Below are 26,058 nucleotides of genomic sequence, written 5' to 3' on the forward strand. Positions count from 1 at the left end.
CGAACCGTGCTTAGGGTAGGTAAAGTTACGGCGTGTTTTCCCACCGGTTAGGTCGCTGGGTGGGTCCGGGGGTTTCTGCAGTGGTTACCTCCGCCGGCCTGCTCTTGTCCCCCGCCGCGGCGCCGACAGCCTCCGCTTTCGACTGTCCGGACGTCGAGGTCATCTTCGCGCGCGGCACCAACGAGCCGGCCGGGCTGGGCCGCGTCGGTGACGCCCTGGTCGACTCGCTGCGCCAGCAGACCGGCCTGAACATCCTGCCCTACGGGGTGAACTACGCGGCCAGCAAGCTGCAGCTACACGGCGGGGACGGCGCTAACGACACCATCGACCGCGTCAAGAAGAGCGTGGAAACCTGCCCCAACACCAAGATCGTGCTGGGCGGCTACTCGCAGGGCGCGTCGGTGATGGACATCGTCGCCGGCGTCCCGATCGGCGGCATCAGCTGGGGCAACAAGCTCCCGGCGCAATACGCGGACAACATCGCCGCCGTCGTCACCTTCGGTGACGTGGCCGACCGCGCCGGCGGCACGCTGCCCACGCAGAGCACGCTGCTGGGTTCCAAGGCGCAGGACTACTGCAACCCCAACGACCCGATCTGCCACGCCGGCCCCGGTAACGAGTGGAGCGGGCACACCGAGGGCTACGTCCCCGTCTACACCACCCAGGCCGCGGCGTTCGTCGCCCAAAAGTTGGCCGCCGCCGGTCAGTCGAACCCCGCGTTCGGGCCGCCGCTGGGCCCGGTTCCGAACCAGCCCGGTGCCACGCCGTCGCCGGTCTACGGGCAGCAGACCCCGCCCGGGTCGCCGCCCTCGATCCACGGCGGAACCGGTCCAACGCCGTCGCCGGCCGCGCCGACCACGGTGACTCCGCAAGCACCTCTCGTCTGAATCGTTACCGGCGCGAGATCAACGCGCCCCTAACATCGTGGGGTGCGGCTCATTCCATTGACGCTGGGCGCCGGGCTGCTCGCCGGCGCCGCGATAGTGGTTGCTCCCCAACTGCTTCCGCAGGCCTTCGCCTCGTGCCCCGGCGTTGAGGTGGTGTTCGCCCGCGGAACCGACGAACCACCGGGCGTCGGCAAGGTCGGCGGGGCGTTCGTGAACTCGCTGCGCCAGCAGACCGGCAAAAGCGTTGGCTCATATGGGGTGAACTACCCGGCAAACAAGGACTTCCTGGCCGCCGCGGACGGCGCCAACGACGCCAGCAACCATATCCAGCAGATGGCGGGCAACTGCCCCAACACCAAGTTGGTGCTCGGTGGCTACTCGCAGGGCGCCGCCGTCGTCGACATCGTCACGGCCGCACCGATGCCCGGCCTGGGCTTTCGCCAGCCGCTGCCGGCCGCGGCCGCCGATCACGTCGCCGCCGTCGCCCTGTTCGGGAATCCGTCGAGCCGGGCGGGCGGGCTGATGAACGCCCTGACCCCGGAATTCGCCGGCAAGACCATCGACCTGTGCAATCCCGGCGACCCGATCTGCTCGGGCGGAAGCCGGTGGGCGTCCCACCTGAGCTATGTGCCCGGATTGACCAACCAGGCGGCCAGTTTCGTCGCGGCCAAGGTTTAACGGGTGCGCAGGTCCCGGGTGACCAGGTTGCGCGCCTCCAGCTGGTCATCGGGCGGATAGTCGACGCTGACCAGCGTCAGCCCGTGCGCCGGCGCGGCCGCGTAGTCACTGGAACGAGTTGTAGCGGTGAGCAATTCACGACACCACGACACCGGGCGGCGATGCTCGCCCACGGCCAGCAACGCCCCCACCAACGAGCGCACCATCTGCCAGCAGAACGCATCGGCGCTGACGTGCGCGGTGATCAGGTCACCGTCGCGCGACCAGTCCAGGCGCTGCAGATCGCGGATGGTGGTGGCGTTGGGCCGATGACGGCAGAACCCGGCAAAGTCGCGCAGCCCCAACAGATCTCGCGACGCGGCTGTCATCGCGTCCACATCCAGGGGGCGCGGCCACGCGGTGATGTAGCGTGCCTGCTGCGGCTCCACCCCGTAGGGCGCCGTCGACAGCCGGTAGACGTAATGGCGTCGCAGCGCCGAGAACCGGGCATCGAAACCCGCTGGGGCGCGGGCGATGTCGAGCACCCGGACATCGGTGGGCAGGAACCGCCCGAGCCGGCGCACCAGGGGCTCGAATTCCGTTTCCCCGACGCGCGACGAGCGCGGGTAGGCGTGCGGCAGCGCGGCCGGCGGCACGTCGACGTGCGCAACCTGACCGGTGGCGTGCACCCCGGTGTCGGTGCGCCCGGCCGCCCGCAGCCGCATGGGCGCACGGAAGACCGTCGTCAGCGCCTCGTCGAGCACTCCGGCGACGGTGCGCTGGCCGGACTGCGGTGCCCAGCCAGCGAATTCCGTTCCGTCGTAGGCGATGTCGAGCCGCAGACGGACGGCGTCGTTAACTCTCGTCAGCCTCGTCGGCCTCGGCGGCCTTCTCGGCCTCGGCCCTCGCGGCAACGGCCTTGTCGGCCTTCTCCTCGGCCTTGGCCTGGGCTTCGGTGGTCTCGCCGGACTCCGAGGACTCGGTGGTCTCGGCCGGCTCGGTCACCTCTTCGGCCGTCGGGCCGACGGCCTCCTCAGGCTCGACCGCCGCCTGAGGCGCCGCCGCTGCCGCCACGGGCGCGTCCGACTTCTTGGTCGCCTTCACCCGGCGTGCCCGGTCGGCCTCCGACGTCACCGTCTTCTCCAGCACCAGCTGGATCACCGCCATCGGGGCGTTGTCGCCCTTGCGCGGCTCCACCTTGATGATGCGGGTGTAGCCGCCGTTGCGGTCGGCGAAGAACGGCCCGATCTCGTCGAACAGCTTGTGCACGACGTCCTTGTCGCGGATCTTCTTGAGCACCTCGCGACGGTTGTGCAGCGTGCCCTTTTTCGCGTGCGTGATCAGCTTCTCCGCGTACGGACGCAGCGCGCGCGCCTTCGGCTCGGTCGTCTTGATCTGGTTGTGCTCGAACAACGACGTCGCCAGGTTGGCCAGCAGGGCCTTCTGGTGCGAAGACGATCCGCCGAGGCGGGGGCCCTTGGTGGGCTTGGGCATTGCACTATCTCCTCATCGGGGGCCGACCCCCGTATCAGGTAGGGCCGGGACGGACTTCTATTACAGCTGTTCGGTTTCCGCGTAGTCCTGGTCGTCGTAGGCGCCCTCGGTGGACCAGGTGCCCGTGGCCACGTCGTAGCCGGCGACCTGCGACGGGTCGAAGCTCGGCGGGCTGTCCTTGAGCGACAGGCCCAGCTGGTGCAGCTTGACCTTCACCTCGTCGATCGACTTCTGACCGAAGTTGCGGATGTCGAGCAGGTCGGACTCGGTGCGACTCACCAGCTCGCCGACGGTGTGCACGCCCTCGCGCTTGAGGCAGTTGTACGACCGCACCGTCAGGTCCAGGTCGTCGATCGGCAGCGCGAACGAGGCGATGTGGTCGGCCTCGGCCGGCGACGGCCCGATCTCGATGCCCTCGGCCTCGACGTTTAGTTCGCGTGCCAGGCCGAACAATTCGACCAGCGTCTTACCGGCCGACGCCAGCGCGTCGCGCGGGGTGATCGAGTTCTTGGTCTCGACGTCGAGGATCAGCTTGTCGAAGTCGGTGCGCTGCTCGACACGGGTGGCGTCGACCTTGTAGGTCACCTTGAGCACCGGCGAGTAGATGGAATCGACCGGGATGCGGCCGATTTCGGCGCCGGAGGCCCGGTTCTGCACCGCCGGGACGTAACCGCGGCCACGCTCGACGACGAGCTCGACCTCGAGCTTGCCCTTGTCGTTCAGCGTCGCGATGTGCATGTCGGGGTTGTGCACCGTGACACCGGCCGGCGGGACGATGTCACCCGCGGTGACCGCGCCCGGACCCTGCTTGCGTAGGTACATGGTGACCGGCTCGTCCTCCTCGGAGGACACCACCAGTCCCTTGAGGTTCAGGATGATCGCGGTGACGTCTTCCTTCACCCCGGCGACGGTGGTGAATTCGTGCAGCACACCATCGATGCGAATGCTGGTGACGGCCGCGCCGGGAATCGACGACAGCAGCGTCCGGCGCAGCGAATTGCCCAGGGTGTAACCGAATCCGGGCTCCAGGGGCTCGATGACGAACTGCGAGCGGCTGTCGGTGAGGACTTCCTCCGACAATGTGGGTCGCTGAGAAATCAGCATTTGTTTCTTCTTCTCCTTCTCGGCACCCGCTATTTGATGCCGTTAGGTTTCCGAGCCGGGCGGCTCGAAAGTCCGTTACTTCGAGTAGAACTCGACGATCAGCTGCTCGGCGAGCGGCACGTCGATCTGCGCCCGCTCGGGCAGCTGGTGGATGAGGATGCGCTGACGCTCCCCCACCACCTGAAGCCAGCTCGGAATCGGGCGGTCGCCCGCCGTCTCCCGCGCGATCTGGAACGGCACCGTGTTCAGCGAGCCGTCCCGCACGTCGATGATGTCGTACTGCGACACCCGGTAGCTGGGGACGTTGACGTGCACGCCGTTGACGCTGAAGTGGCCGTGGCTGACCAGCTGGCGGGCCATCCGGCGCGTGCGGGCCAGCCCGGCGCGGTACACGACGTTGTCCAGCCGGCTTTCCAGGATCTTGAGCAGCTCCTCACCCGTCTTGCCAGACTGGCGGGTGGCCTCTTCGTAGTAGCGGCGGAACTGCTTCTCCATGACGCCGTAGGTGAAGCGGGCCTTCTGCTTCTCCTGCAGCTGCTGCAGGTACTCGCTCTCCTTGATCCGCGCGCGGCCGTGCTGGCCGGGCGGGTAGGGGCGCTTCTCGAACGCCTGGTCGCCGCCGACGAGGTCGGTGCGCAGCCGGCGCGATTTGCGGGTGATGGGTCCGGTGTAACGTGCCATGATTTCTCCTAGACCCTTCTGCGCTTCGGCGGACGGCAGCCGTTGTGCGGCTGCGGGGTGACGTCGGAGATCGCGCCGACCTCCAGGCCCGCCGCCTGCAGCGACCGGATCGCCGTCTCGCGGCCCGAGCCCGGGCCCTTCACGAACACATCGACCTTGCGCACGCCGTGCTCCTGCGCCTTGCGTGCGGCGTTCTCGGCGGCGAGCTGCGCGGCGAACGGGGTCGACTTCCGCGAACCCTTGAAGCCGACGTGACCCGACGATGCCCAGGCGATGACGTTGCCCTGCGGGTCGGTGATGCTCACGATCGTGTTGTTGAACGTGCTCTTGATGTGCGCGGCACCGTGCGGGATGTTCTTCTTTTCCCGCTTGCGGGTCTTCTGCCCCTTCTTGGGCGCAGAGGATGCCTTCTTGGCTGGTGGCATGGGCGATTACCTGGCCTTCTTCTTGCCTGCGATGGTGCGCTTGGGGCCCTTGCGGGTGCGCGCATTGGTCTTGGTCCGCTGGCCGCGCACCGGCAGGCCGCGGCGGTGTCGCAGGCCCTGGTAGCAGCCGATCTCGATCTTGCGGCGAATGTCGGCCTGCACCTCGCGGCGCAGGTCACCCTCGACCTTGAGGTTCGCTTCGATGTAGTCACGCAAGTGGGTCAGCTGGTCGTCGGTCAGGTCCCTGGTGCGCAGGTCCTTATCGATTCCCGTAGCTGCCAGGATCTCGTTCGACCGGGTGCGGCCGACGCCGAAGATGTAGGTCAGCGCGATCTCCATCCGCTTGTCGCGCGGCAGATCGACGCCTACTAGTCGAGCCATAGGTGGCGTTTCCTCTTTTTCTCGGCGGAGGTCTTTTCCCAGCCCGTTCCCGCTTCGCGGGGCCCGGCCTCCGTCCGGGCGTGGGTGAACTGGCCCATATCTAGATATGCCAGCCGTTCAGTGGTGCTGGGAGGTCTGCATTCAGTTGTGTAGCAAGCGCTTAGCGGTTAGCCCTGGCGCTGCTTGTGGCGCGGATCGGAGCAGATCACCATGACCCGCCCATGCCGACGGATCACCCTGCACTTGTCACAGATTGGCTTGACGCTCGGGTTCACCTTCACGGCTGATCGATCCTGTTCTTTCTCGTTGTCAGATTCGGGCTTACTTGTACCGGTACACGATGCGGCCCCGGGACAAGTCGTACGGAGACAGCTCCACCACCACCCGGTCCTCGGGCAGGATGCGGATGTAGTGCTGCCGCATCTTGCCGCTGATGTGGGCGAGTACTTTGTGACCGTTCTCCAGCTCAATGCGGAACATCGCATTGGGCAGGGGCTCGACCACGCGGCCCTCGACCTCTATGGCGCCTTCCTTCTTGGCCATAACTTCTCGTCAAATCCTCGTCTTTGGTTTCGTATCCTTGTGTGCGCCTATACCGGCGCAGCATTCGCCCGACTAGAAACGTGAGCCAAGGGCAGGAAATTCCAGGAAATTCCTAAGACAGGGCACGCAAAAAGCCGGCGCGGATGACGCACCGTTGTCCCACGATACCTGGTCAGCGCCCTGACCCAAAATCGCTGGCAGCGAAATCCGACCGGCCGATAAACCGCCTCCTTGACCTGCCGCCAACGCCCTGACGAGGGCATACTTAATCCCGATGACGAGTCCCGCGAGCCCCGCAACCCTTTCAGTTCAGCCTCGCAAGCCGGTCCTGTTGACCGTCGACGACGATCCCTCGGTTTCCCGCGCGGTCGCCCGCGACCTGCGTCGCCAATACGGGGACCGGCACCGGATCGTGCGCGCCGAGTCGGGTCCCGACGCCCTGGACACGCTCAAGGAGCTCAAGCTGCGGGGCGAGACGGTCGCGGTGCTGATCGCCGACTACCGGATGCCACAGATGAGCGGCATCGAATTCCTCGAGCAGGCGATGGACCTGTACCCGGCGGCGCGACGCGTGCTGCTGACCGCCTACGCGGACACCCACGCCGCCATCGACGCGATCAACGTCGTCGACCTGGACCACTACCTGCTCAAGCCGTGGGACCCGCCACAGGAGAAGTTCTACCCCGTCGTCGACGCGCTGCTGGACGCCTGGCGCGCGGCACCCGAACACCCCATCCCGCACACCAAGGTGATCGGGCACCGCTGGTCGGAGCGGTCCTGGCAGGTGCGCGACTTTCTGGCCCGCAACGGGCTGCACTACTCGTGGTTCATGGCCGACGACCCCGACGGCGAGCGGTTGCTGAAGGCCGCCGGTGAGGACGGCCTGCGGCTGCCCGTCGTCGTCACCGAACGCGGCGACACCCTGATCGAGCCCACCGACGCGCAGCTGGCCGACACCCTCGGCCTGACCACCACGCCGTCGCAGGAGTTCTACGACCTGATCGTCATCGGCGGCGGGCCGGCGGGTCTGGCCGCCGCCGTGTACGGCGCCTCCGAGGGGCTGCGCACGGTGCTCATCGAACGCACCGCGACGGGCGGTCAGGCGGGCCAGAGCTCACGCATCGAGAACTACCTGGGCTTCCCTGACGGGGTGTCCGGCGGCCAGTTGGCCGACCGGGCCCGCAGGCAGGCCGAGAAGTTCGGGGCCGAACTCATCACCGCCCGCACCGCCACGGCGCTCGAGGTCAACGGTCCCAAGCGCACCGTGCGGTTCGCCGACGGCGGTTCGGTCGACGCGCACGCCGTCATCCTGGCCACCGGAGTCGCCTACCGCCAGCTCCCGGCGGAGGGCTGCGGCGAGCTGACCGGGCGCGGCGTCTACTACGGGGCCGCCGTCTCCATCGCGTCGGAATGCGCGGGCGAGGAGGTCTACGTCGTCGGCGGGGCCAACTCCGCCGGCCAGGCCGCGATGTACCTGTCCCGCGAGGCTAAGTCGGTGACCATCGTTGTTCGGGCGCCGTCGCTGGACGCCTCGATGTCCTACTACCTCATCCAGCAGATCCGGCAGCGACCCAACATCACCGTGCGCACCTGCACCGAGGTGCGCCGCGCTGTCGGGGACGACCACCTGGAGCGGCTGACGCTGGTCGACAACCAGACCGGGGAGACCGAGGACGTCACCTGCGCCCGGATGTTCATCTTCATCGGCGCCGCGCCGCGCACCGAGTGGTTGGACGGGGTGCTCGCCCGCGACAACCACGGCTTCGTCCTCACCGGGCCGGACCTGCGCAACGTCTGTGGCTGGACGTTGGACCGCCCGCCCCACCACCTCGAGACGAGCGTGCCGGGCGTATTCGCCACCGGCGACGTGCGGGCCGAGTCCGCCAAGCGCGTCGCGGCCGCCGTCGGCGAGGGATCGATGGCCGTGATGCTGGTGCACCGCTACCTGGCGGAATCGTGACCGCCAAGACGCCGTGCGAGCCCGACGAGCTGCGCAGCCTGTTCCTGTTCGAGGCGCTCACCGACGAGCAGCTGGCGGTGTTGTGTGCCAACGGGCACATCGAGAACTACGAACCGGGCCCGATCTGCGTCGAAGGCGAGCCGGCGACCTGCTTCTACGTCCTCATAGAGGGCGAGCTGATGATGTCCAAGCTCTCCGGCGGCCAGGAGATCGAAACCAACCGCACCTCGCAGCGCGGTGTGTATTGCGGGGCGTGGCGGGCGTTCACCGGCGGCAAGCAGAAGAGCTACGACGCCTCGGTGCACGTCACCAAGCCGTCGCGGTTCTTCGTGATGGACGCGCCGGTGTTCGCCCGGTTCATGAAGGACCAGTTCCCGATGGCGGTCCACCTGCTCGACGGCATCGCCGTCGGCACCGACCGGACCCGCCGGATCATCGACAACCGCGAGAAGCTGCTGGCGCTGGGCCGGCTGTCGGCCGGGCTGACGCATCAGCTGAACAACCCCGCGGCGGCCATCGCCCGTGCGGCGGCCGACCTGCGCGGCCGGGTCGCCGGCATGCGGGGCAAGCTGGCGATGCTCGCCGACGGCACGGTCAGTCCCGAGGCGCTCAGCGCGCTGGTCCACCTGCAGCAGGAGGTGGCCGAGCAGGTCGCCAAGTCGGCGTCGGAGCACCTGAGCGCCATGGAAACCGCCGACCGCGAGGACGCCGTCGGCGACTGGCTGGAAGACCACGGCGTCGAGGGCGGGTGGGACATCGCGCCGACCTTCGTCGAAGGCGGCATCGACACCGACTGGCTGGAGCGGATTTCCACGGTCAGTGAGGAACTCGCGTCGACCTCGTTGGAGGAGGCGATCCGGTGGATCAACTACACCATCGAGAGCGAGCTGCTGATGAACCAGGTTTTGGAAGCGAGCAAACGGATTTCGGCGTTGGTCGCCGACGCCAAGCAGTACTCGCAGCTTGATCGGGCCCCGTTCCAGGTGGCCAATGTGCACGAGTTGCTGCGCAGCACGCTGGTGATGTTCGCCGACCGGTTGACCAAGGACGCGAGCAAGGAGGCCGGCAAGCACCCCGTGATCACCGTGGCCAAGGACTTCGACCAATCGCTTCCCGAAATCCCTTGTTACCCAGGCGATCTCAATCAGGTGTGGACCAACATCATCGACAACGCGATCGCCGCGATGCGCGACACCGGCGGCACGCTGACCATCCGCACCTGCCGGGAGGGCGAGAACATGGCCCGCGTCGAGATCTGCGATACCGGGCCCGGGGTGCCCGAGGACGTGCGCGAGCACATCTTCGAGCCGTTCTTCACCACCAAACCGTTCGGCGAGGGCACCGGCCTCGGACTGGATCTGGCCTTCAACATCGTCGTCAAGAAGCATCGCGGGGATCTGCGCGTGGAATCGACGCCCGGCGATACCCGGTTCATCGTGCTGCTGCCGCTCGAGACGCCGCCGCCCGCGGAGGTAGACCTTCCGGAATAGCCGCACCACGCCCCCGGTTGGGAACAACCATGACCGATGCAGCGAGCAAGCCCAACCTCGGCCGGTTCGGATCGTTCGGACGCGGCGTGACGCCACAACAAGCCAAAGACATCGAATCCCTGGGCTACGGGGCCGTGTGGGTGGGCGGTTCGCCGCCGGCCGAGCTGGCCTGGGTGGAGCCCATCCTCGAAGCGACGACCACCCTGCAGGTGGCCACCGGCATCGTCAACATCTGGACGGCGGCGGCCAAGCCGGTGGCGGAGTCGTTCCACCGCATCGACAAGGCCTACCCCGGCCGCTTCCTGCTGGGCATCGGGGTCGGCCATCCCGAGGCGCACACCGAGTACCGCAAGCCCTACGACGCGCTCGCCGAGTACCTGCAGCAGCTGGACGACTACGGGGTGCCCGCCAACCGCCGGGTGGTGGCCGCCCTGGGCCCGCGCGTCCTCAAGCTGTCGGCCGAGCACGCCGCCGGGGCGCACCCGTACCTCACCACGCCCGAGCACACCGCTCAGGCGCGCCAGTTGATCGGCCCGTCGGCGTTCCTGGCGCCCGAACACAAGGCGGTCCTGACCACCGACCCTGAGAAGGCCCGTGCGGTAGGCCGCAGGGCACTCGACATCTATTTCCAGCTCGCCAACTACCGCAACAGCTGGAAGCGGCTCGGTTTCACCGACGAGGAGGTCACCAAGCCGGGCAGCGACCGCCTGGTCGACGCGGTCGTGGCCTACGGCACGCCCGACGCGATCGCGGCCCGGCTGAAAGAGCACCTCGATGCGGGCGCCGACCACGTGCCCGTGCAGGTCCTGACGAAGGATGAAAACCTGGTTCCGGCTCTGGCCGAATTGGCCGGGCCGCTCGGCCTGAGCTAGCAGACGACGCACGAGGGGGACGTAGATGACCGAGCCAGTAGCACTCAAACCCGACCTGGGCCGGTTCGGCGTGTGGCTGCCCACCCGCTCCATCACCCCCGAACTGGCGGCGCGGATCGAGTCGCTGGGTTACGGCGCCGCCTGGATCGGCGGTTCACCGGATGCCGAGCTGTCGTGGGTGGAACCGGCCCTGGAGCGGACGACGTCGCTGCAACTGGCCACTGGGATCGTCAACATCTGGAATGCGCCGGCCCCGGCCGTCGCCAAGTCCTTCACGCGCATCGAAAACGCCCACCCCGGAAGGTTTTTGCTCGCCGTTGGGGTGGGACATCCCGAGCACACCCAGGAGTACGTCAAGCCGTACGACGCGCTGGTGTCCTATCTCGACGAGCTCGACGCGGCGATGGTGCCCACCAGTCGCCGGGTGCTCGCGGCGCTCGGGCCGCGCGTATTGCGGCTGGCCGCGCAGCGCAGCGCCGGTGCGCACCCCTACCTGACCACCCCGGAACACACGGCCAAGGCGCGCGAACTGATCGGGAACTCCGTGTTCCTCGCGCCCGAACACAAGGTGGTGCTCACCACCGACGCGGACGAAGCCCGCGCGGTCGGCCGCAGGTATGCGGACTTCTACCTCGACCTGAGTAACTATGTGAACAACTGGCTGCGCACAGGCTTCAGCGAGGCCGACGTCCGCAAGCCGGGCAGCGACAAGCTCATCGACGCGGTGGTGGCGTACGGCACTCCCGAGGCCATCGCGCAACGCCTCAACGAACACATCGACGCCGGCGCCGACCACGTGGCGGTCCAAGTGCTCGACGCGGCCGACGACGACGAGGTGATTCGCGTGCTGAGCGAATTGGCCGGGCCGCTGGGGCTGACTGTCGCAAGCTGACCGACTCGCTCGGTTAGGGTTTGGGCATGCGGTTACTGGTCACCGGCGGCGCTGGCTTCATCGGCGCGAATTTCGTGCATAGCACGGTCCGGGAGCATCCGGAGGATTCCGTGACGGTGCTCGACGCCTTGACCTACGCCGGCCGGCGGGAGTCGCTGGCCGACGTCGAGGACGCCATCCGGCTGGTGGTGGGCGACATCTGCGACGCCGAGCTGGTCTCGCGGCTGGTCGCCGAGTCCGACGCGGTGGTGCACTTCGCCGCGGAGAGCCACGTGGACAACGCGCTGGACGACCCGGGGCCCTTCCTGCACACCAACGTCGTCGGGACGTTCACCATCCTGGAAGCGGTGCGGCGCCACGGCGTGCGGCTGCACCACATTTCGACAGACGAGGTCTACGGCGACCTCGAGCTCGACGACGCCAACCGATTCACCGAGTCGACGCCGTACAACCCGTCGAGTCCGTACTCGGCCACCAAGGCCGGCGCCGACATGCTGGTCCGGGCCTGGGTGCGCTCCTACGGAGTGCGCGCGACGATCTCGAACTGCTCCAACAATTACGGGCCCTATCAGCACGTCGAGAAGTTCATCCCGCGCCAGATCACCAACGTGCTCACCGGCCGGCGGTGCAAGCTGTACGGCAGCGGCGCCAACGTCCGCGACTGGATCCACGTCGACGACCACAACAGCGCCGTGCGACGGATCCTGGAAAAGGGCGAAATCGGCCGCACGTACCTGATCAGCTCCGAGGGCGAGCGCGACAACCTGAGTGTGCTGCGCACGCTGCTGAAGATGATGGGGCACGAACCCGATGACTTCGACCACGTGACCGACCGCGTCGGTCACGACCTGCGCTACGCCATCGACCCGTCGATGTTGTACGACGAACTATGTTGGGCCCCAAAGCATACCGATTTCGAAGAGGGATTGAGCGCCACCATCGACTGGTATCGTGCCAACGAATCATGGTGGCGCCCTTTGAAGGACGCCGCGGAAGCCCGTTACGAAGAGCGTGGTCAGTAGATGAAGGTTCGCGAACTCGACATCCCCGGCGCCTGGGAGATCACCCCCACCATTCGCGGTGATGCCCGTGGACTGTTCTTCGAGTGGCTCACCGACCGGGAGTTCACCGAGTTCGCCGGTCACCGCTTGGATGTTCGGCAAGCCAACTGTTCGGTTTCGTCGGCCGGCGTATTGCGCGGCCTGCACTTCGCCCAGCTGCCGCCAAGCCAGGCCAAATATGTGACCTGCGTGCGCGGCTCGGTTTTCGACGTCGTGGTGGACATCCGCGAGGGTTCGCCGACGTTCGGGCAGTGGGACTCGGTGTTGCTCGACGACCAGGACCGCAGGACGATCTACCTTTCCGAAGGCCTCGGACACGGCTTCCTCGCCTTAGAGGACGATTCGACGGTGATGTATCTGTGCTCCGCCGAATACAACCCGCAGCGCGAGCGCACCATCTGCGCGACCGACCCCGCGATCGGGGTCGACTGGCCGCTGGTGAATGGCGCGGCCCCGAACCTGTCCGACCGCGATGCCGCGGCCCCCAGCTTGGAAGAAATCCGCGGCGCTGGCCTTTTGCCCAGCTGGAACGAGACGCGCACGTTCATCGACGGGATGCGCAGCAAATAATCGGCACGGGAACTTGGGCTTCGTAATGCGGTCAAGCCGCAATGGGGGCGTGTTGCCCTTAGGCCATCGAGCCTTTTGGGTCGACATCACCTTCGTGGCGAGTAGTTGAACGATCTGCAAACGCGAATTCCCTCAATTCGCCGCCGGTGACGATTACGATGGCCCTGGTAACGAGGTATGGCCGGCGGATGGGGGTTGATGAAACTAGGGCGCGCATTCGATCCGCGGAGCAATGCGCTGAACGCATGGCGGCTGCTGCTGGCGGCCGAAGTGATCGTGTGCCACTCCTGGGGAATGACGGGCCGCGTCCCGTCGCTAAAGCCGGCATACCAGTTGCTTCTCAACGTAGGCGTCGACGGGTTCTTTGCGATTTCGGGATTCCTCATCACCGCGAGTTGGCTCAGCAACCCGCGACTCCGTGAGTTTCTCGGCGCGCGGGCCCTTCGCATCCTTCCCGGGTTTTACGTGTGCCTGCTGGTGACAGCCTTCGTCATCGCCCCGATCGGCGTGGCAACGCAAGGTGGCTCCGGTACGAAGCTCATAACCTCCGGTGCGTCGTTGGAGTTCGTCTTGAAAAACAGCGCGGTGGCGCTGGTCAAGTTCGATATTGGCGGCACGCCGCGCGGCATTCCGGCCGCGGGCGCCTGGAATGGGTCGCTGTGGTCCCTCATCTGGGAAGTGATGTGCTACGTCGTAGTGGCCGCGATCGGCGTGGTCGGACTCGCCAACCGCCGTTGGATTTCCCCGGCGATATTTGCAGCGGCTCTACTCGGGACCATATCCTTGCCGACGATTACGGTCCCCGACGGCACGGCCGATCACCAGCAAGGCGGCGCGGCCATCGCGCTAATCTATTTGGCCGCAAGGGCGGCGATCATGTTCTCGGCTGGGGCATTCCTGTACCAGTGGCGAGATGTGATCCCCGCCCGGTGGTCACTCGTCGCCGTGAGCGTGGTTATCGTTGCAGCGTCAAGCGTCCTCCCTAACTACCGGATGGTCGCCGCGATCCCGCTTGCCTACGCGGTCATCGTTTCGGGGGCGCTGATCCACAGCCGGCGCCTTCGATTGCGTACGGATCTGTCCTATGGCGTGTACATCTACGCGAGCCCGATGCAGCAGCTGCTGGCCATGAACGGGCTTATCTGGCTTACTCCGTTGGCCTTCGCCGCCCTGTCGACGGCGGCGACGTTGCCGCTGGCCGCGCTGAGCTGGTTCCTGGTGGAGAAGCCGGCACAAGCGTTGAAACATCGAATTAAGCGAAAGGAGTTGGCCGCCTCCGACGTCGCCGAAGGTAGCAGCAGTGGCGACCCAGTCGTCGTCACAGACCGGCCGGCCGCCCGGGCTGATGCTTTAACGCCGCGCGAGTTGACGCACGAGGTGCTTAGCCCCCAACTCGCGGATGCACCAGCCACCAATGGCTCCGGCCCCTGCCCTGAGCAGTTGGAGATCCCGACGATCCCCAACAACGTCGTCGTACGATTGCATCCGAATCGCACGGCGACTGGCGGACTCGGATAAGACTCGGGCACGCACTCGATCGATGAATCACGCCGACTGGCGGGCTCTTCCAGCCGCCCAGTTGCCAGACCCGAGAGCAGACAACGCAAACGGTGCTCGTGCTACCGACGGAAGTTCGAGGTACCGCTCTTCCTCCGGAATTCCGGGGCACCGCCTAGTCACGGCCGATACGATGGCGCCGACGGCGCTGGGTATAAGACGACAGGCAGAGGCGGATGAAGCTCGGACTGGTATTCGATCCGCGGAACAACGCGCTGAACGCATTCCGGCTGGCGCTGGCGGCAGAGGTGATGCTGTTTCACTCCTGGCCGATCACGGGTCGCATGCCGCCCGCGGCGATACTCCAGCTGTTCTTCTCGGTAGGTGTTGACGGGTTCTTTGCGATCTCCGGATTTCTCATCACCGCCAGCTGGCTCAACGACCCACGAGTCCGCGACTATCTCGTCGCTCGAGCCCTGCGCATCCTTCCCGGGTTCTACGTCTGCTTGATCGTGACCGCGTTCGTCATCGCCCCGATAAGCGTGGCGATTCAAGGTGGCTCGGCCGTCAAGCTGCTCCTGTCCAGCGACCCGGTCGAGTACGTCTGGAAGAACGCTGCGGTGGCCTACCTTCATCAGGGTGTCGGCGCCACCCCGAGCGGGATTCCGGATGCGGGGAAATGGAATGCTTCCCTGTGGTCCCTGGTCTGGGAATTGATGTGCTACCTGGTCGTGGCTGTCATCGGTGTCATCGGACTCGCCAATCGCCGTTGGGTGTCCCCTGCAATTTTGGTCCTGGCGGTGCTTGGGGCGTTGTTGTTGCCGCCGCTGACATTTCCCGGGGTATGGACCATCCCCCAGTTGGCCGTGCGATCGGCGATCATGTTCGCCGCCGGCGCGGTCCTCTATCAATGGCGAGACGTGATTCCCGCCCGGTGGTCACTGGTCGCGGTGAGCGTGGTGATCGTCGTGGCGGCCGGTCTATTGCCCGATTACCGTGTGGTGGCTGCCCTTCCGCTGGCGTATGCCGTGATCGTGTCGGGTGCGTTGATCCACAACCAACGGCTGAGATTACGCACGGATCTCTCCTACGGCGTCTACATATACGCGTACCCAATGCAGCAGTTGCTGGCGGTCTGTGGGCTTATCTGGCTGCATCCGATTGGGTTTTTTCTCGTTTCGGCGCTGGCCACCCTGCCTCTGGCGGCGTTGAGCTGGTATTTGGTCGAGAAGCCCGCGCAAAACTTGAGGTCTCGTCTCAAGCGGAAGTGGTCTGTCCGCGACCTTGCTGAAGTTGCCGAACTCCCCGACCCCGCGCAGTCGCCAGATCCCCCGCCCACAGCAGCACCGTCAACACCTCCGCGGTCACACTGATCGCGGCATGGGGCGCGGGCTGCCAGCCCTGCTCCGAAAAGCCCATAATCCCAATCGTTCTCGATAGGCCGAACGCGATCAGCGAGCCGCCCGCCACGGCCGCGCCAGCCCAACGCAGCCAGCCGGGACCGCCCAGGAGGATCAGCAGGGCTATGGCGAACGACGCACTGGCCTGAATCAGGAAGGCGGCGCCGATATCCGGGATGTGTCGGTAGCCGTGCACGTAGAGGTAGGCGTGGCTGAGGGCGCTGACCGCGAGTGACGCGGCCAGCCCGATGCGAAGCAGAAGAGTCATTGCAACGCCTGCTCTTTCAACGCCAGGGCGGCCTCGCCCCGGGTGTAAGAGACCTCGCGGATGCCGAGGGCATCGCGGAGCTTGCCGGACGGCAGAGTGACCGGCTTGGGCGCCGGCCCGTCACCGGGACGCGGCAGCGGGTACGCGGTCGTCGTCCCGCTGTAGAACGTCACGTTGCCTTCCGTCTTGGAAAACAATTGGTGCACATGCCCATTGAGGCAGGTGACGGACGAAAACCGGCGCAGGTAGCTCAGCGCCTGGGCCGCGTCGTCGGTGCCCCAGCCCCAGTTGGGGTACATCGCGAACAACGGGATGTGGCTGAACACGATGATGGGGGTATCGCTCGACAGCCGCGCGACGTCCTTCTCGACGAACTCCAATTGGTCCGCCCCCAAATGTCCCAGCTTGTGCAGGTTCAGCGTGTTGACCAGTGCGATCACGTGCACGCCTGCGGTGTCGAAGCTGTACCAGCCGTCGCCGACGGATCCCGCACCGAAGGCGCTTCGATACTTCTGGCCCGCGTCGTCGACCGAGTCGTGCTCCCCGGGCACGGTGAACACGTGCGGCGTCTTCAGGGCGGTCATCATCTGCTTCACCTGGTCGAACTGCTCGGGGCTGGACAGGTGCGTCAGGTCGCCGGTGTGCACGACGAAATCCGGTGTGTAGCCGAGATTGTTGACCTGACCGATCGCGTGGCCGAACGTGCCGGCGACGTTCGGGTTGGGCGCCCCGGTGAATCCGATGTGGCTGTCGCTGATCTGGGCGAAACGCAGGGTGGGCCGGGCGTGCGCGTGCTCTGCCGCCGCGGTACCCGCAACATGCGAAATCACTTCGCCGCCAACCACGGCGAAGCCCACCGCCGCCCCGAACCACGCCGTGTGTCGCATCAGCTGGCGGCGACTCATGTTCGGGTTCATCGCGTCACCACCACGCTCCCGCGCATCATCGGGTGAATGGAGCAGACGTAGTCGAAAGTTCCGGCGTCGGAGAAGGTGTGGGTGAAAGTGGCCCCTGTCCCCATCCCGGGTGAGTGGAAAGAACCGTCGGATGCGGCCACCGTATGCGGTTCTTCGTCGCGGTTGGTCCACGTGACGGTGGTGCCCACAGGGACCGTCAGCGTGGCCGGCGCGAACGCGAAGCCGTCGATGTTGACCTGATTGCCGCTCACCGGAGCCGCGGGCGCCGTCACTGAGCCCATGGGCATGCTGGTGCTGGAGCCGGTGGCGGGCCGCGAGGCCGAGCACCCCGCCAGGAGGACTGCGGCGGCCAGGGCGACCGCCGAATGTTTTCGAAGCATCATGCCCAGGAATAGGGCGGCGGGTTACACCAATCAGGCGGGCTGGTCGGGACGCGCCGGCGCGAACACCTCGATGACGCCGTCGATCTCACGAACCAGCAACGCCGGCAACGGCTTCGGGGCGATCGGCAGTTGGTGGGTGAGCACCTGTCCGGCGGGCGAGAACGACGTCGAGTGGCAGGGGCAGCGCAGCGTGTCGTCGGGCGCGTCGAACCACAGCCGGCACCCCTGGTGAGTGCATACCCCGGAGACGGCCTGCGGCTTACCGTCGACTCGGCGGACGAATCCGCTCACCGAACCCAGGTCGAACGGATGCATGATCCCGTCGGGTACCTGCGAACTGGCCGCCACCCGCTGCCATGTCCCGGCGTTGGGCGTGAGCGGCGCGTTGTCGGCGGCGGGAACCCCGCCGGGGTGGCCGACAACAACGGCTCGGTCGATGGACACCGCGGTGACCGCGGCGGCCGCCGCTGCCGACGTGCCGACGATGACCTGGCGGCGGGTGCTGCTGTGCTTCTGCGCCGGTTGGGGTCCCGCGTCGGACATCTGCTCGGCGAGGCGACCATGCAGCTCGTCGAGGAATTCCTGCCGCGGGGCCTCGCCCCGGCGCCCGGCCGCGCGCAGTTCGATCGCCGTGCGCAGTTGCGCCGCCTCGAACTCGTCGGGGGCGAACGGCCTGGGCCGCCGGCCCCGCAACAGGTCGTCGACGTAGCGGCGCAGCCCTCGCGCGTTCATGGTGAGCCCCCATCGTTGACCTGCGCCGCCAACCGCAGCGCGCGATGCTGGAGCACCTTGGCGTTGGCGACGCTGACACCGAGTTCCGCGGCGGAATCCTTGATCGAATGCCCTTGCAGGAAGCGTAATTCCAGGATGTGCCGGTAGCGGTCCGGCAGGTTGTCCAAAACCCGGGCGACACGCTGCGGCGCGGTGCTGATCGCTTCCTCGCTTTCCGGTGGTTGTTCGATGTCGTCGATCGAGGTTATCTCCCGGCCCAGGGTCTCCCGCCAATGCGCGGCGAGCACCGTTCGCGCGGTCACCCGCAGGTACGCGCGCACCTCGCCGACGCTCGCGGTCAGCCGCAGCGGCCGCAGCGCGGCGAGGAAGACCTCGGCGGTGAGGTCCTCGGCGTCGGCCCGGTTGCCGACCCGGGCGAACAGCGTGCGGTAGACCCAGGACGCGTTGTCCTGGTACACCGCTTCCCAGTCCGGATAGCCATCGTCAAAGCCGCTGTCGGGCACCGCCCGCAGCGGCCGTTTGACGGGTTCGCTTTGTGCCGCCACGTGCCTCCTCCACCCGATGAATATCGAGCCGGGTTACACCGGTTATCACGGTGCCGCAAGCGAGGTTTGTTCACTGAGCAGCTCGTCGAGTTTGGTGGCGGTGGCCGAGAACACCGACTTGGCGATGCTCAGCAGCCGGTCGCGTACGCGGGGCTTCGCCGAAGCCGGCGGCAGCAGATGACCGACCAGATGACCGAACAGGTCCAGGCGCGCCGCGGACAGCCAGGCGGTCAGGTCCGGATCGTCGAGCCAGCGCAGCTGATTGCTGTAATCGGCCAGCGCCAACCGCAACCAGTCCACATCGGTGTCCGGGTGGGGCAACGGCACGCACAGCCCGTTCTTCAGCCGGTCGTCGGCATACGCGGCTTCGACGTGGGCGATCAGCGCGGCGCTGAAAATCTGCTGGCATCCGCGCACGCTTTGCAGCGTGATCCGGCCGGCGTCGAAAATGGGTGTTGCCGGGCGCTTTTCGGCACCGTCGGCGGTGCAGTCGATAAACAGGGCGTCGCCTTCGCGCGCCACCGCGCCGTCCTCGAGGATCATTCGGTCCGCGTCGACGCGCAGCAGGTGCCCCTTGCGCACCACATCGCCGATGCGTCGCAGCTGTTCGAGTTCGGCCCGGGTGACGGTCGCGCAGCGATACATCGTCGGCCGGATCGCCGGATCGATCCGCAACACGCTGCCGGCCTCCTCGAGGCGGGAGAACAAATCATCAACCGACGCGGCATCGTTGATCGCGCGCAGCTGCGCGATGAAGCCGGCTTTGATCTTCTCGGCGAACAGCGGTCCCGGCTGCATCGTCGCGCGATCCAGCAGCCAGGAGTCACGGGGCATGATCCAGGTCAGCCGGTCCGGCGCGATGCCCTGCCCGAGCAGCCACAGGCAGGTGTCGATGCCGGTCTTGCCCGCGCCGACGATCACGTAACGCTCGTGCGCACCCAATTTCGGCAGGTCGTTGGGCGGCACGCAGGTGCTACCGGGCGCGACGGCGTAGGGCGCCGGCCGCATGGCGGGCACCGTGACGTGCATGTAGGTGGCGTCGACGATGCGGCGCGCGACGGTGACGGTGTGGTCGGCGCCGGCGAGCGTGGTGAAGCGGCCATCACCGCGGTATTCGCTCATCGGGAAGTAGGAGACCCGGCCACTCGCCAACAGCTGCCGGCGCATCACATGGTCGTAGTAGGCGCACACCTCCCCCGCGGTGGCCAACTCGTAAAGCCCTTGATTCCAACCGAATTCGTCGATGGAGTCGCTGCCGAGGCGCAGCGAATTGACGCCGTAGAACGCCGAGGGCTGGTGCAGCCGCACGAATGGGTAGGCCATGTTCCAGTGCCCGCCCGGCTGGTGGTTGCGGTCCACCAACACCACGCGGGCGTCCGTCTCGGACACCAGCGTGTCGACGAACGCCATGCCCATGGCGCCCGCGCCGACCACCAGGTAATCGGCCTCGATGGTGCGCATACGCCTGAAGGCTAGCCTGCTCAGCCGAGGTCGACCGCCGCGGCGCGGAGGTCATCCAACGCTTTGCGAGCCAGTTCGGCAAGGTCTAGCTCATTCTCTGCGGCAACCCATTCGGCGTAGGCCTCCTTGAACGCGAGCACCCCCAGCTCGGCGGCCAGGGCCGCGGCCCGGGCCGGAACCCCCCGCGCGTGCAGCGCGTCCGCCATCGCCGCGGCCAGGCCGACCTGTTTGAGCGCGTCGCGCTCCTGCAACTCGGTGCTGGTGGCGATGACCGCTTGCACCCGGGGACCGAGTTCGCGATTGAACGGCGTCATCGGCCCGGCAGCCCGCTCCAGCCCGGCGGCCACCGCGGCGAGTGGGCTCGCCCCCGCGGGCGCCGAGGCGATGCCGTCCGTCAGGAGTTGCGCCAGCGTCTCCTGACCGGCCGCCAGGACCTCCCGCTTATCAGGGAAATACCGGAAAAAGGTGCTCCTGGTCAGGCCGGCCTGATCGGCGATCTCGGCGACGGTGGTCCGGTCGTAGCCCTGCTCGGAAAACAGCTGCAGCGCGGCGACGACCAGCCGTGCTCGCGCATCCGGTTCCCATCGGGGCATGCCGTCATCGTAGCGATGAGACTTTTGTCCCATCACTCTGCTAGCGTGATGCGACATCAGTCCCATCACTCGGAGGAGTTGCTCATGCGGGTTTTCGTCACGGGTGCCACCGGCGGCATCGGCTCGGCCGTCGTGCCCGAGCTGACCGGCGCAGGCCACCAAGTCCTCGCGCTGGCGCGCTCCGACGCGTCGGCACAGGCCGCCCAGTCGATGGGAGCCGACGTGCTGCGCGGCGACCTCGACGACACAGACAGCCTGCGCCGGGGCGCCGCGGAGTCCGATGCCGTTATTCACCTCGCCTTCCTGCACTTCGACGACTTCGCCAAGGCGGTCACCCAGGAGTCCGGTGCGGTCGAGGCGTTCGGCGCCGCCCTCGAGGGAACCGGCAAGCCGTTCGTCATGGCCTCGGGGACACCGGTGGTGCCCGGCCGTGCGTCCACCGAGGAGGACCCGATGCCGACCGACGGACCCATCGGCGGACGCGGCCGAAACGCCCGGGCCGCCCTGGACCTGGCCGACAAGGGGGTCCGGTCGGCGGTGGTCCGCCTCCCCCGGTCCGTGCACCGGGCGGCCGGCCCGTGCGGGTTCGCATCCCTGCTCATCGAGACCGCTCGACGCACCGGGGTGTCGGGCTATGTCGGCGACGGCAGCCAGCGCTGGCCGGCCGTGCACGTCCTCGACGCCGCGCGGCTGTTCCGTTTGGTTCTCGAGGAGGCCACCGCAGGCACGGTGGCGCACGCGGTTGCCGATGAGGGGGATCCGATGCGCGCGCTCGCCGAGACCATCGGGCGCGAACTCAACGTGCCCCCGGCGCCGGTCCCGGCCGACCATTTCGGCTTCCTCGGTGCCGTCTTCGAGGCGGACCAACCGGCTTCGAGCGAGTTGACCCGCCGGCGATTCGGTTGGCGACCCACCCATCCGAGCCTGCTCGAAGACCTGGCGGCCGGCGGCTATCCGGCGTGAAAACCGGTGTCCTTGCGGCGCCCGTCCGCGGTTACTAGGATATCCAAGTATCCGCCTCTCACGCGCGTACAACTCGAGGACACCATGACCACACAAATCCCCCACTTCATCGATGGGCAGCGCACCGCCGGCCAGTCCACCCGCACCGCCGACGTCTTCAACCCGAGCACCGGCGAGGTGCAGGCGCAGGTGCCGATGGCCAGCAAGGCCGAAATCGACGCCGCGGTGGCCTCGGCCGTCGAGGCGCAGAAGGGTTGGGCGGCGTGGAATCCGCAGCGGCGCGCGCGCGTGCTGATGCGATTCGTCGAACTGGTCAACGACCACATGGACGAGCTCGCCGAGCTGCTGTCCCTCGAGCACGGCAAGACGCTGGCCGACGCGCGCGGCGACGTCCAGCGCGGCATCGAGGTCATCGAGTTCGCCATCGGCATCCCCCACCTGCTCAAGGGCGAGTACAGCGAAGGCGCCGGTCCGGGCATCGACGTCTACTCGCTGCGCCAGCCGCTGGGGGTGGTCGCCGGCATCACCCCGTTCAACTTCCCGGCCATGATCCCGCTGTGGAAGGCCGGGCCGGCCCTCGCATGCGGCAACGCCTTCGTGCTCAAGCCCAGCGAGCGCGACCCGTCGGTTCCGGTGCGACTGGCCGAACTCTTCCTGGAAGCGGGCCTGCCGCCCGGTGTGTTCCAGGTCGTGCACGGCGACAAGGAGGCCGTCGACGCCATCCTGCACCACCCCGACATACAGGCGGTGGGTTTCGTCGGCAGCTCCGACATCGCCCAGTACATCTACGCCACGGCCGCGGCCACCGGCAAGCGGTCGCAGTGCTTCGGCGGCGCCAAGAACCACATGATCGTGATGCCCGATGCCGACCTGGACCAGGCCGTCGACGCGCTGATCGGGGCCGGGTACGGCAGCGCGGGCGAACGGTGCATGGCAATCAGCGTCGCGGTGCCCGTCGGCGAGCGGACCGCGGAGCGGTTGCGCGCCAGGCTCGTCGACCGGATCAACAACCTGCGCGTCGGGCACAGCCTGGACCCGAAGGCCGACTACGGCCCGCTGGTCACCGAAGCCGCGCTGGCGCGGGTGCGCGACTACATCGGCCAGGGCGTCGAGGCGGGCGCCGAATTGGTGATCGACGGCCGGGAGCGCGCCAGCGACGACCTGACATTCGACGACGCCAGCCTCGAGGGCGGATTCTTCATCGGCCCAACGCTGTTCGACCACGTCACTGCCGACATGTCGATCTACACCGACGAGATCTTCGGGCCGGTGCTGTGCATCGTGCGCGCCCACGACTACGAAGAGGCGCTGCGGTTGCCTTCGGAGCACGAGTACGGCAACGGTGTGGCGGTCTTCACCCGCGACGGCGACGCGGCCCGTGACTTCGTCTCCCGGGTGCAGGTGGGCATGGTCGGCGTGAACGTGCCGATCCCGGTTCCGGTTGCCTACCACACCTTTGGCGGTTGGAAGCGCTCCGGTTTCGGCGACCTCAACCAGCATGGCCCTTCGTCCATCATCTTCTACACGAAGACGAAGACGGTGACGTCGCGGTGGCCGTCCGGCATCAAGGATGGCGCCGAATTCGTCATCCCCACAATGGATTAGGGCCCTATGTTCACCCTGAACGACGACGAGCGGGTCATCACCGAGACGGCGGCCGCGTTCGCCGCCAAACGCCTGGCCCCGCACACCCTGGAATGGGATGCCGCCAAACACTTTCCGACGGACGTGTTGCGGGAGTCCGCCGAGCTCGGCATGGCCGCGATCTACTGCCGCGAGGACGTCGGCGGCAGCGGCCTGCGCCGGCTCGACGGGGTCCGGATCTTCGAGCAGTTGGCCATCGCGTGCCCGACCATCGCGGCGTTCCTGTCCATCCACAACATGTGCGCGTGGATGATCGACAAGTTCGGCACCCCCGAACAGCGCAAGGAATGGGTGCCTCGGCTGGCCGCGATGGACGTCATCGCCAGCTACTGCCTCACCGAGCCGGGCGCGGGCTCGGACGCCAGCGCCCTGAGCACCCGAGCCATCCGCCAGGGTGGCGACTACGTGCTCGACGGCGTCAAGCAGTTCATCTCCGGCGCCGGGGCCTCGGACGTCTACGTGGTGATGGCTCGGACCGGCGGTGAGGGTCCGCGCGGAATCTCGGCCTTCATCGTCGAAAAGGGCGCTCCCGGGCTCAGTTTCGGGGCGCTGGAAGAGAAGATGGGCTGGCATGCCCAGCCCACCGCACAGGTGATCCTGGAGGGCGTGCGGGTACCCGCCGAGGCCATGCTGGGCGGCCCAGAGGGCGAAGGCGCCGGATTCGGCATCGCGATGAACGGCCTCAACGGCGGTCGGCTCAACATCGCGGCGTGCTCGCTGGGCGGCGCCCAGTCCGCCTTCGACAAGGCGGGCGCCTACGTCCGCGACCGGCAGGCGTTCGGCAAGGCACTGCTCGACGAGCCCACCATCCGGTTCACCCTGGCCGACATGGCCATCGGGCTGGAAACGTCGCGAATGATGTTGTGGCGGGCCGCGGATGCGTTGGACAACGACGACCCCGACAAGGTCGAGCTGTGCGCGATGGCCAAGCGCTACGTCACCGACGCCTGCTTCGAGGTGGCCGACAAGGCCCTGCAGCTGCACGGCGGCTACGGGTATCTGCGTGAGTATGGTCTGGAAAAGATCGTCCGCGATCTGCGGGTGCATCGAATCCTGGAAGGGACCAACGAAATCATGCGGGTGGTCATCGGCAGGGCCGAGGCCGCGCGCGTGCGGGCGAGCGCGTAGAAAGGTCGGCGATGACCGAGCACCTGACGGTGGCTTTCCTGGGTCTGGGCAATATGGGCGGGCCGATGTCGGCGAACCTTGTTGCCGCCAAGCATGCGGTGCGCGGGTTCGACCCCGTGCCCGCCGCCATCGCCGCGGCGGCAGGCAACGGGGTCACGACGTTCGACAGCGCGGCCGACGCGGTGACGGGGGCCGACGTCGTGATCACCATGTTGCCCAACGGCGACCTGGTCAAGCGTTGCTACGCCGATGTGCTGCCGGCCGCCCGGTCGGGCGCACTGTTCATCGACAGCTCCACGATCTCGGTCAACGACGCCCGCGAGGTGCACGCGCTCGCGGAGTCGCAGGGGGTTGCGCAGCTGGATGCGCCCGTCTCCGGCGGGGTGAAGGGCGCCGTCGCCGGGACGCTGGCGTTCATGGTCGGCGGTGACGAGGCCGCCCTGGAGCGCGCCCGGCCCGTGCTGGAACCCATGGCGGGCAAGGTGATTCACTGCGGCGCGGCCGGGGCCGGCCAGGCGGCCAAGGTGTGCAACAACATGGTGCTGGCGGTGCAGCAGATCGCCGTCGGTGAGGCGTTCGTGCTGGCCGAGAAGCTCGGGCTTTCGGCGCAGTCCCTCTTCGACGTCATCACCGGCGCGACCGGCAACTGCTGGGCCGTGCACACCAACTGCCCGGTGCCGGGACCGGTGCCGACATCGCCGGCCAACAACGACTTCAAGCCGGGTTTCGCGACCGCACTGATGAACAAGGACCTCGGCCTCGCCATGGACGCGGTGACCTCGACCGGGTCCGCGGCGCCGCTGGGCAGGCACGCCGCCGAGATCTACGCCAAATTCGCGGCCGACCACGCCGACAAGGACTTCAGCGCAGTGATCGAATTGCTGCGCGACAGCTAGATCGGGCACAGCGGCGCGCCGAGCGTGTACTCACTGCGAAATAGCGCGGGAAAAATCGCACTCAGTGCACGTTCGGCGAAGGATGGCCTTCTTCTCGTTCAATCCGCGAAGTCGCCCGCGTCGCGGCGCAGCGTCTCGATCGATGAAACCAGCGCCCGCGCTTCGGTTTCGGACATGCCGATATCGGCGAACACTTGCTCGTTGAGCGTTACCGTGGCGTCCTCGACCGTCGAGCGGCCCAGGTCGGTGATCTGCACCAGAGTGGTGCGCCCATCGGTGGGGTGCGGTACCCGTTGCACCAGCCCGTCGGCTTCCAGCCGGCGAATCGCGTGCGTCACGCTGGTGACGTGGACCTGCAACCGGTCGGACGCCTTGGTGATCGGCAGCGCGCCGGTCCGGCTGAACGCCAGCAGGCGCAGCAACTCATACCGGGAGAAACTCAGGTCGTAGGGACGCAATGCCGTCTCGACGCGGGCCAGCAGGATCTGGTGCGCCCGCATCACCGACGTCACCGCGACCATGCCCTGGGCCACGTCGCTCCAACCGGAGCGCTCCCAGTTGTCGCGCGCCGCGGCGATCGGATCACGCTTCGGCGGTCGTGAGGCAGCCACGCC

28 protein-coding genes and 3 pseudogenes are annotated in these 26,058 nt (G+C 67.3%); 15 read left to right on the forward strand and 16 right to left on the reverse strand.

The genetic code is table 11. From position 1 onward, the window contains the following. Positions 1–32: 32 nt before the first annotated feature. The gene (locus A5750_RS13725; RefSeq protein ID WP_066945710.1) at positions 33–887 is read left to right on the forward strand and encodes a cutinase family protein; all 855 of its coding nucleotides are present in this window, start codon (positions 33–35) and stop codon (positions 885–887) included. Between the two features lie 57 nt (positions 888–944). Continuing rightward, positions 945–1,565 (forward strand): cutinase family protein, encoded by a 621-nt coding sequence (locus A5750_RS13730; RefSeq protein ID WP_066945968.1) that lies wholly within the window; start codon positions 945–947, stop codon positions 1,563–1,565. Here the strand turns inward: A5750_RS13730 and truA are convergent. The 8 genes from truA to infA form a co-directional block, all read right to left on the reverse strand. Beyond that, positions 1,562–2,413, reverse strand: a complete 852-nt coding sequence (truA, locus tag A5750_RS13735; protein WP_231989197.1) for a tRNA pseudouridine(38-40) synthase TruA — start codon at positions 2,411–2,413, stop codon at positions 1,562–1,564. The genes A5750_RS13730 and truA overlap by 4 nt on opposite strands. Next, positions 2,400–3,038, reverse strand: a complete 639-nt coding sequence (gene rplQ, locus A5750_RS13740) for a 50S ribosomal protein L17 (protein ID WP_066945713.1) — start codon at positions 3,036–3,038, stop codon at positions 2,400–2,402. Before rplQ ends, truA begins: the two co-directional genes overlap by 14 nt. Before the next feature lie 60 nt (positions 3,039–3,098). Then, a complete protein-coding gene (locus A5750_RS13745) occupies positions 3,099–4,142 on the reverse strand; it encodes a DNA-directed RNA polymerase subunit alpha (RefSeq protein WP_066945716.1) in 1,044 nt (347 codons plus the stop codon). Positions 4,143–4,217: 75 nt separating this feature from the next. Beyond that, positions 4,218–4,823 carry a 30S ribosomal protein S4 gene (rpsD, locus tag A5750_RS13750; protein ID WP_066945719.1) on the reverse strand — a complete coding sequence of 202 codons (606 nt, stop codon included), beginning with the start codon at positions 4,821–4,823 and terminating at the stop codon, positions 4,218–4,220. An 8-nt stretch (positions 4,824–4,831) separates the two neighbouring features. After that, a complete protein-coding gene (gene rpsK, locus A5750_RS13755; RefSeq protein ID WP_066945725.1) occupies positions 4,832–5,248 on the reverse strand; it encodes a 30S ribosomal protein S11 in 417 nt (138 codons plus the stop codon). Between the two features lie 6 nt (positions 5,249–5,254). Next, positions 5,255–5,629, reverse strand: coding sequence for a 30S ribosomal protein S13 (rpsM, locus tag A5750_RS13760; RefSeq protein ID WP_007167900.1), 375 nt, complete (start codon positions 5,627–5,629; stop codon positions 5,255–5,257). A gap of 167 nt (positions 5,630–5,796) precedes the next feature. After that, positions 5,797–5,910 (reverse strand): 50S ribosomal protein L36, encoded by a 114-nt coding sequence (gene rpmJ, locus A5750_RS25340; protein ID WP_003879483.1) that lies wholly within the window; start codon positions 5,908–5,910, stop codon positions 5,797–5,799. A 40-nt stretch (positions 5,911–5,950) separates the two neighbouring features. Then, positions 5,951–6,172, reverse strand: coding sequence for a translation initiation factor IF-1 (gene infA / locus A5750_RS13765; RefSeq protein WP_046182346.1), 222 nt, complete (start codon positions 6,170–6,172; stop codon positions 5,951–5,953). Between the two features lie 274 nt (positions 6,173–6,446). Between infA and A5750_RS13770 the strand changes: the two genes are divergently transcribed. The 9 genes and pseudogenes from A5750_RS13770 to A5750_RS13805 all read left to right on the forward strand — a co-directional run bounded on the left by A5750_RS13770 (position 6,447) and on the right by A5750_RS13805 (position 15,887). Then, positions 6,447–8,132, forward strand: a complete 1,686-nt coding sequence (locus tag A5750_RS13770; RefSeq protein WP_066945728.1) for an FAD-dependent oxidoreductase — start codon at positions 6,447–6,449, stop codon at positions 8,130–8,132. Positions 8,133–8,314: 182 nt separating this feature from the next. Continuing rightward, a pseudogene (locus A5750_RS26605) lies at positions 8,315–8,440 on the forward strand (hypothetical protein); the annotation flags it as partial. An 840-nt stretch (positions 8,441–9,280) separates the two neighbouring features. Next, positions 9,281–9,622 (forward strand): annotated as a pseudogene (locus A5750_RS26610) (sensor histidine kinase); the annotation flags it as partial. A gap of 29 nt (positions 9,623–9,651) precedes the next feature. Continuing rightward, a complete protein-coding gene (locus A5750_RS13780; protein WP_067263437.1) occupies positions 9,652–10,494 on the forward strand; it encodes an LLM class F420-dependent oxidoreductase in 843 nt (280 codons plus the stop codon). 25 nt (positions 10,495–10,519) lie between these two features. Continuing rightward, entirely contained in the window at positions 10,520–11,386 is an 867-nt protein-coding gene (locus A5750_RS13785; RefSeq protein WP_067263439.1) for an LLM class F420-dependent oxidoreductase, read from the forward strand. A gap of 26 nt (positions 11,387–11,412) precedes the next feature. Further along, a complete protein-coding gene (rfbB, locus tag A5750_RS13790; RefSeq protein ID WP_067263441.1) occupies positions 11,413–12,408 on the forward strand; it encodes a dTDP-glucose 4,6-dehydratase in 996 nt (331 codons plus the stop codon). Then, positions 12,409–13,017 (forward strand): dTDP-4-dehydrorhamnose 3,5-epimerase, encoded by a 609-nt coding sequence (gene rfbC, locus A5750_RS13795; protein ID WP_067263443.1) that lies wholly within the window; start codon positions 12,409–12,411, stop codon positions 13,015–13,017. Positions 13,018–13,215: 198 nt separating this feature from the next. Next, positions 13,216–14,382: pseudogene (locus A5750_RS13800) on the forward strand (acyltransferase family protein); the annotation flags it as partial. A 368-nt stretch (positions 14,383–14,750) separates the two neighbouring features. Continuing rightward, positions 14,751–15,887 carry an acyltransferase gene (locus A5750_RS13805; protein ID WP_067263448.1) on the forward strand — a complete coding sequence of 379 codons (1,137 nt, stop codon included), beginning with the start codon at positions 14,751–14,753 and terminating at the stop codon, positions 15,885–15,887. Here A5750_RS13805 and A5750_RS26350 read toward each other — a convergent pair. From A5750_RS26350 to A5750_RS13835, 7 genes are read right to left on the reverse strand one after another with little or no spacing between them, the layout of a single operon-like run. Then, positions 15,772–16,182 (reverse strand): hypothetical protein, encoded by a 411-nt coding sequence (locus A5750_RS26350; RefSeq protein WP_156664334.1) that lies wholly within the window; start codon positions 16,180–16,182, stop codon positions 15,772–15,774. The genes A5750_RS13805 and A5750_RS26350 overlap by 116 nt on opposite strands. Continuing rightward, entirely contained in the window at positions 16,179–17,099 is a 921-nt protein-coding gene (locus A5750_RS13810) for a metallophosphoesterase (RefSeq protein WP_067263464.1), read from the reverse strand. The genes A5750_RS26350 and A5750_RS13810 overlap by 4 nt, the downstream gene beginning before the upstream one ends. Further along, entirely contained in the window at positions 17,096–17,482 is a 387-nt protein-coding gene (locus A5750_RS13815) for a cupredoxin family copper-binding protein (protein WP_067263466.1), read from the reverse strand. Before A5750_RS13815 ends, A5750_RS13810 begins: the two co-directional genes overlap by 4 nt. A 30-nt stretch (positions 17,483–17,512) precedes the next feature. Beyond that, positions 17,513–18,214 carry a Rieske (2Fe-2S) protein gene (locus tag A5750_RS13820; protein WP_067263469.1) on the reverse strand — a complete coding sequence of 234 codons (702 nt, stop codon included), beginning with the start codon at positions 18,212–18,214 and terminating at the stop codon, positions 17,513–17,515. Next, positions 18,211–18,759 carry an RNA polymerase sigma factor gene (locus A5750_RS13825; protein ID WP_066945763.1) on the reverse strand — a complete coding sequence of 183 codons (549 nt, stop codon included), beginning with the start codon at positions 18,757–18,759 and terminating at the stop codon, positions 18,211–18,213. Before A5750_RS13825 ends, A5750_RS13820 begins: the two co-directional genes overlap by 4 nt. Positions 18,760–18,804: 45 nt before the next feature. Further along, positions 18,805–20,220 (reverse strand): NAD(P)-binding protein, encoded by a 1,416-nt coding sequence (locus A5750_RS13830; RefSeq protein ID WP_067263472.1) that lies wholly within the window; start codon positions 20,218–20,220, stop codon positions 18,805–18,807. Positions 20,221–20,240: 20 nt separating this feature from the next. Further along, positions 20,241–20,813: a TetR/AcrR family transcriptional regulator gene (locus A5750_RS13835; RefSeq protein ID WP_067263522.1), complete on the reverse strand. Its 573-nt coding sequence runs from the start codon at positions 20,811–20,813 to the stop codon at positions 20,241–20,243. A gap of 84 nt (positions 20,814–20,897) precedes the next feature. Between A5750_RS13835 and A5750_RS13840 the strand changes: the two genes are divergently transcribed. The 4 genes from A5750_RS13840 to mmsB all read left to right on the forward strand — a co-directional run bounded on the left by A5750_RS13840 (position 20,898) and on the right by mmsB (position 25,444). Beyond that, positions 20,898–21,776, forward strand: coding sequence for an SDR family oxidoreductase (locus tag A5750_RS13840; protein WP_067263524.1), 879 nt, complete (start codon positions 20,898–20,900; stop codon positions 21,774–21,776). A gap of 84 nt (positions 21,777–21,860) precedes the next feature. Then, positions 21,861–23,381, forward strand: coding sequence for a CoA-acylating methylmalonate-semialdehyde dehydrogenase (locus A5750_RS13845; protein ID WP_067263474.1), 1,521 nt, complete (start codon positions 21,861–21,863; stop codon positions 23,379–23,381). A 6-nt stretch (positions 23,382–23,387) separates the two neighbouring features. Further along, on the forward strand, positions 23,388–24,548 hold the full coding sequence (locus A5750_RS13850) for an isobutyryl-CoA dehydrogenase (RefSeq protein WP_066945775.1): 1,161 nt from the start codon (positions 23,388–23,390) through the stop codon (positions 24,546–24,548). 11 nt (positions 24,549–24,559) lie between these two features. Further along, complete coding sequence (gene mmsB / locus A5750_RS13855) at positions 24,560–25,444, forward strand: 3-hydroxyisobutyrate dehydrogenase (RefSeq protein ID WP_066945778.1); 885 nt, start codon at positions 24,560–24,562, stop codon at positions 25,442–25,444. Between the two features lie 98 nt (positions 25,445–25,542). Here the strand turns inward: mmsB and A5750_RS13860 are convergent, their stop codons facing one another. Beyond that, positions 25,543–26,055 carry a MarR family transcriptional regulator gene (locus A5750_RS13860; RefSeq protein ID WP_066945783.1) on the reverse strand — a complete coding sequence of 171 codons (513 nt, stop codon included), beginning with the start codon at positions 26,053–26,055 and terminating at the stop codon, positions 25,543–25,545. Positions 26,056–26,058: the final 3 nt, after the last annotated feature.

The organism is Mycobacterium sp. 852002-51613_SCH5001154 (genome assembly GCF_001667425.1).
Taxonomy (GTDB): domain Bacteria; phylum Actinomycetota; class Actinomycetes; order Mycobacteriales; family Mycobacteriaceae; genus Mycobacterium.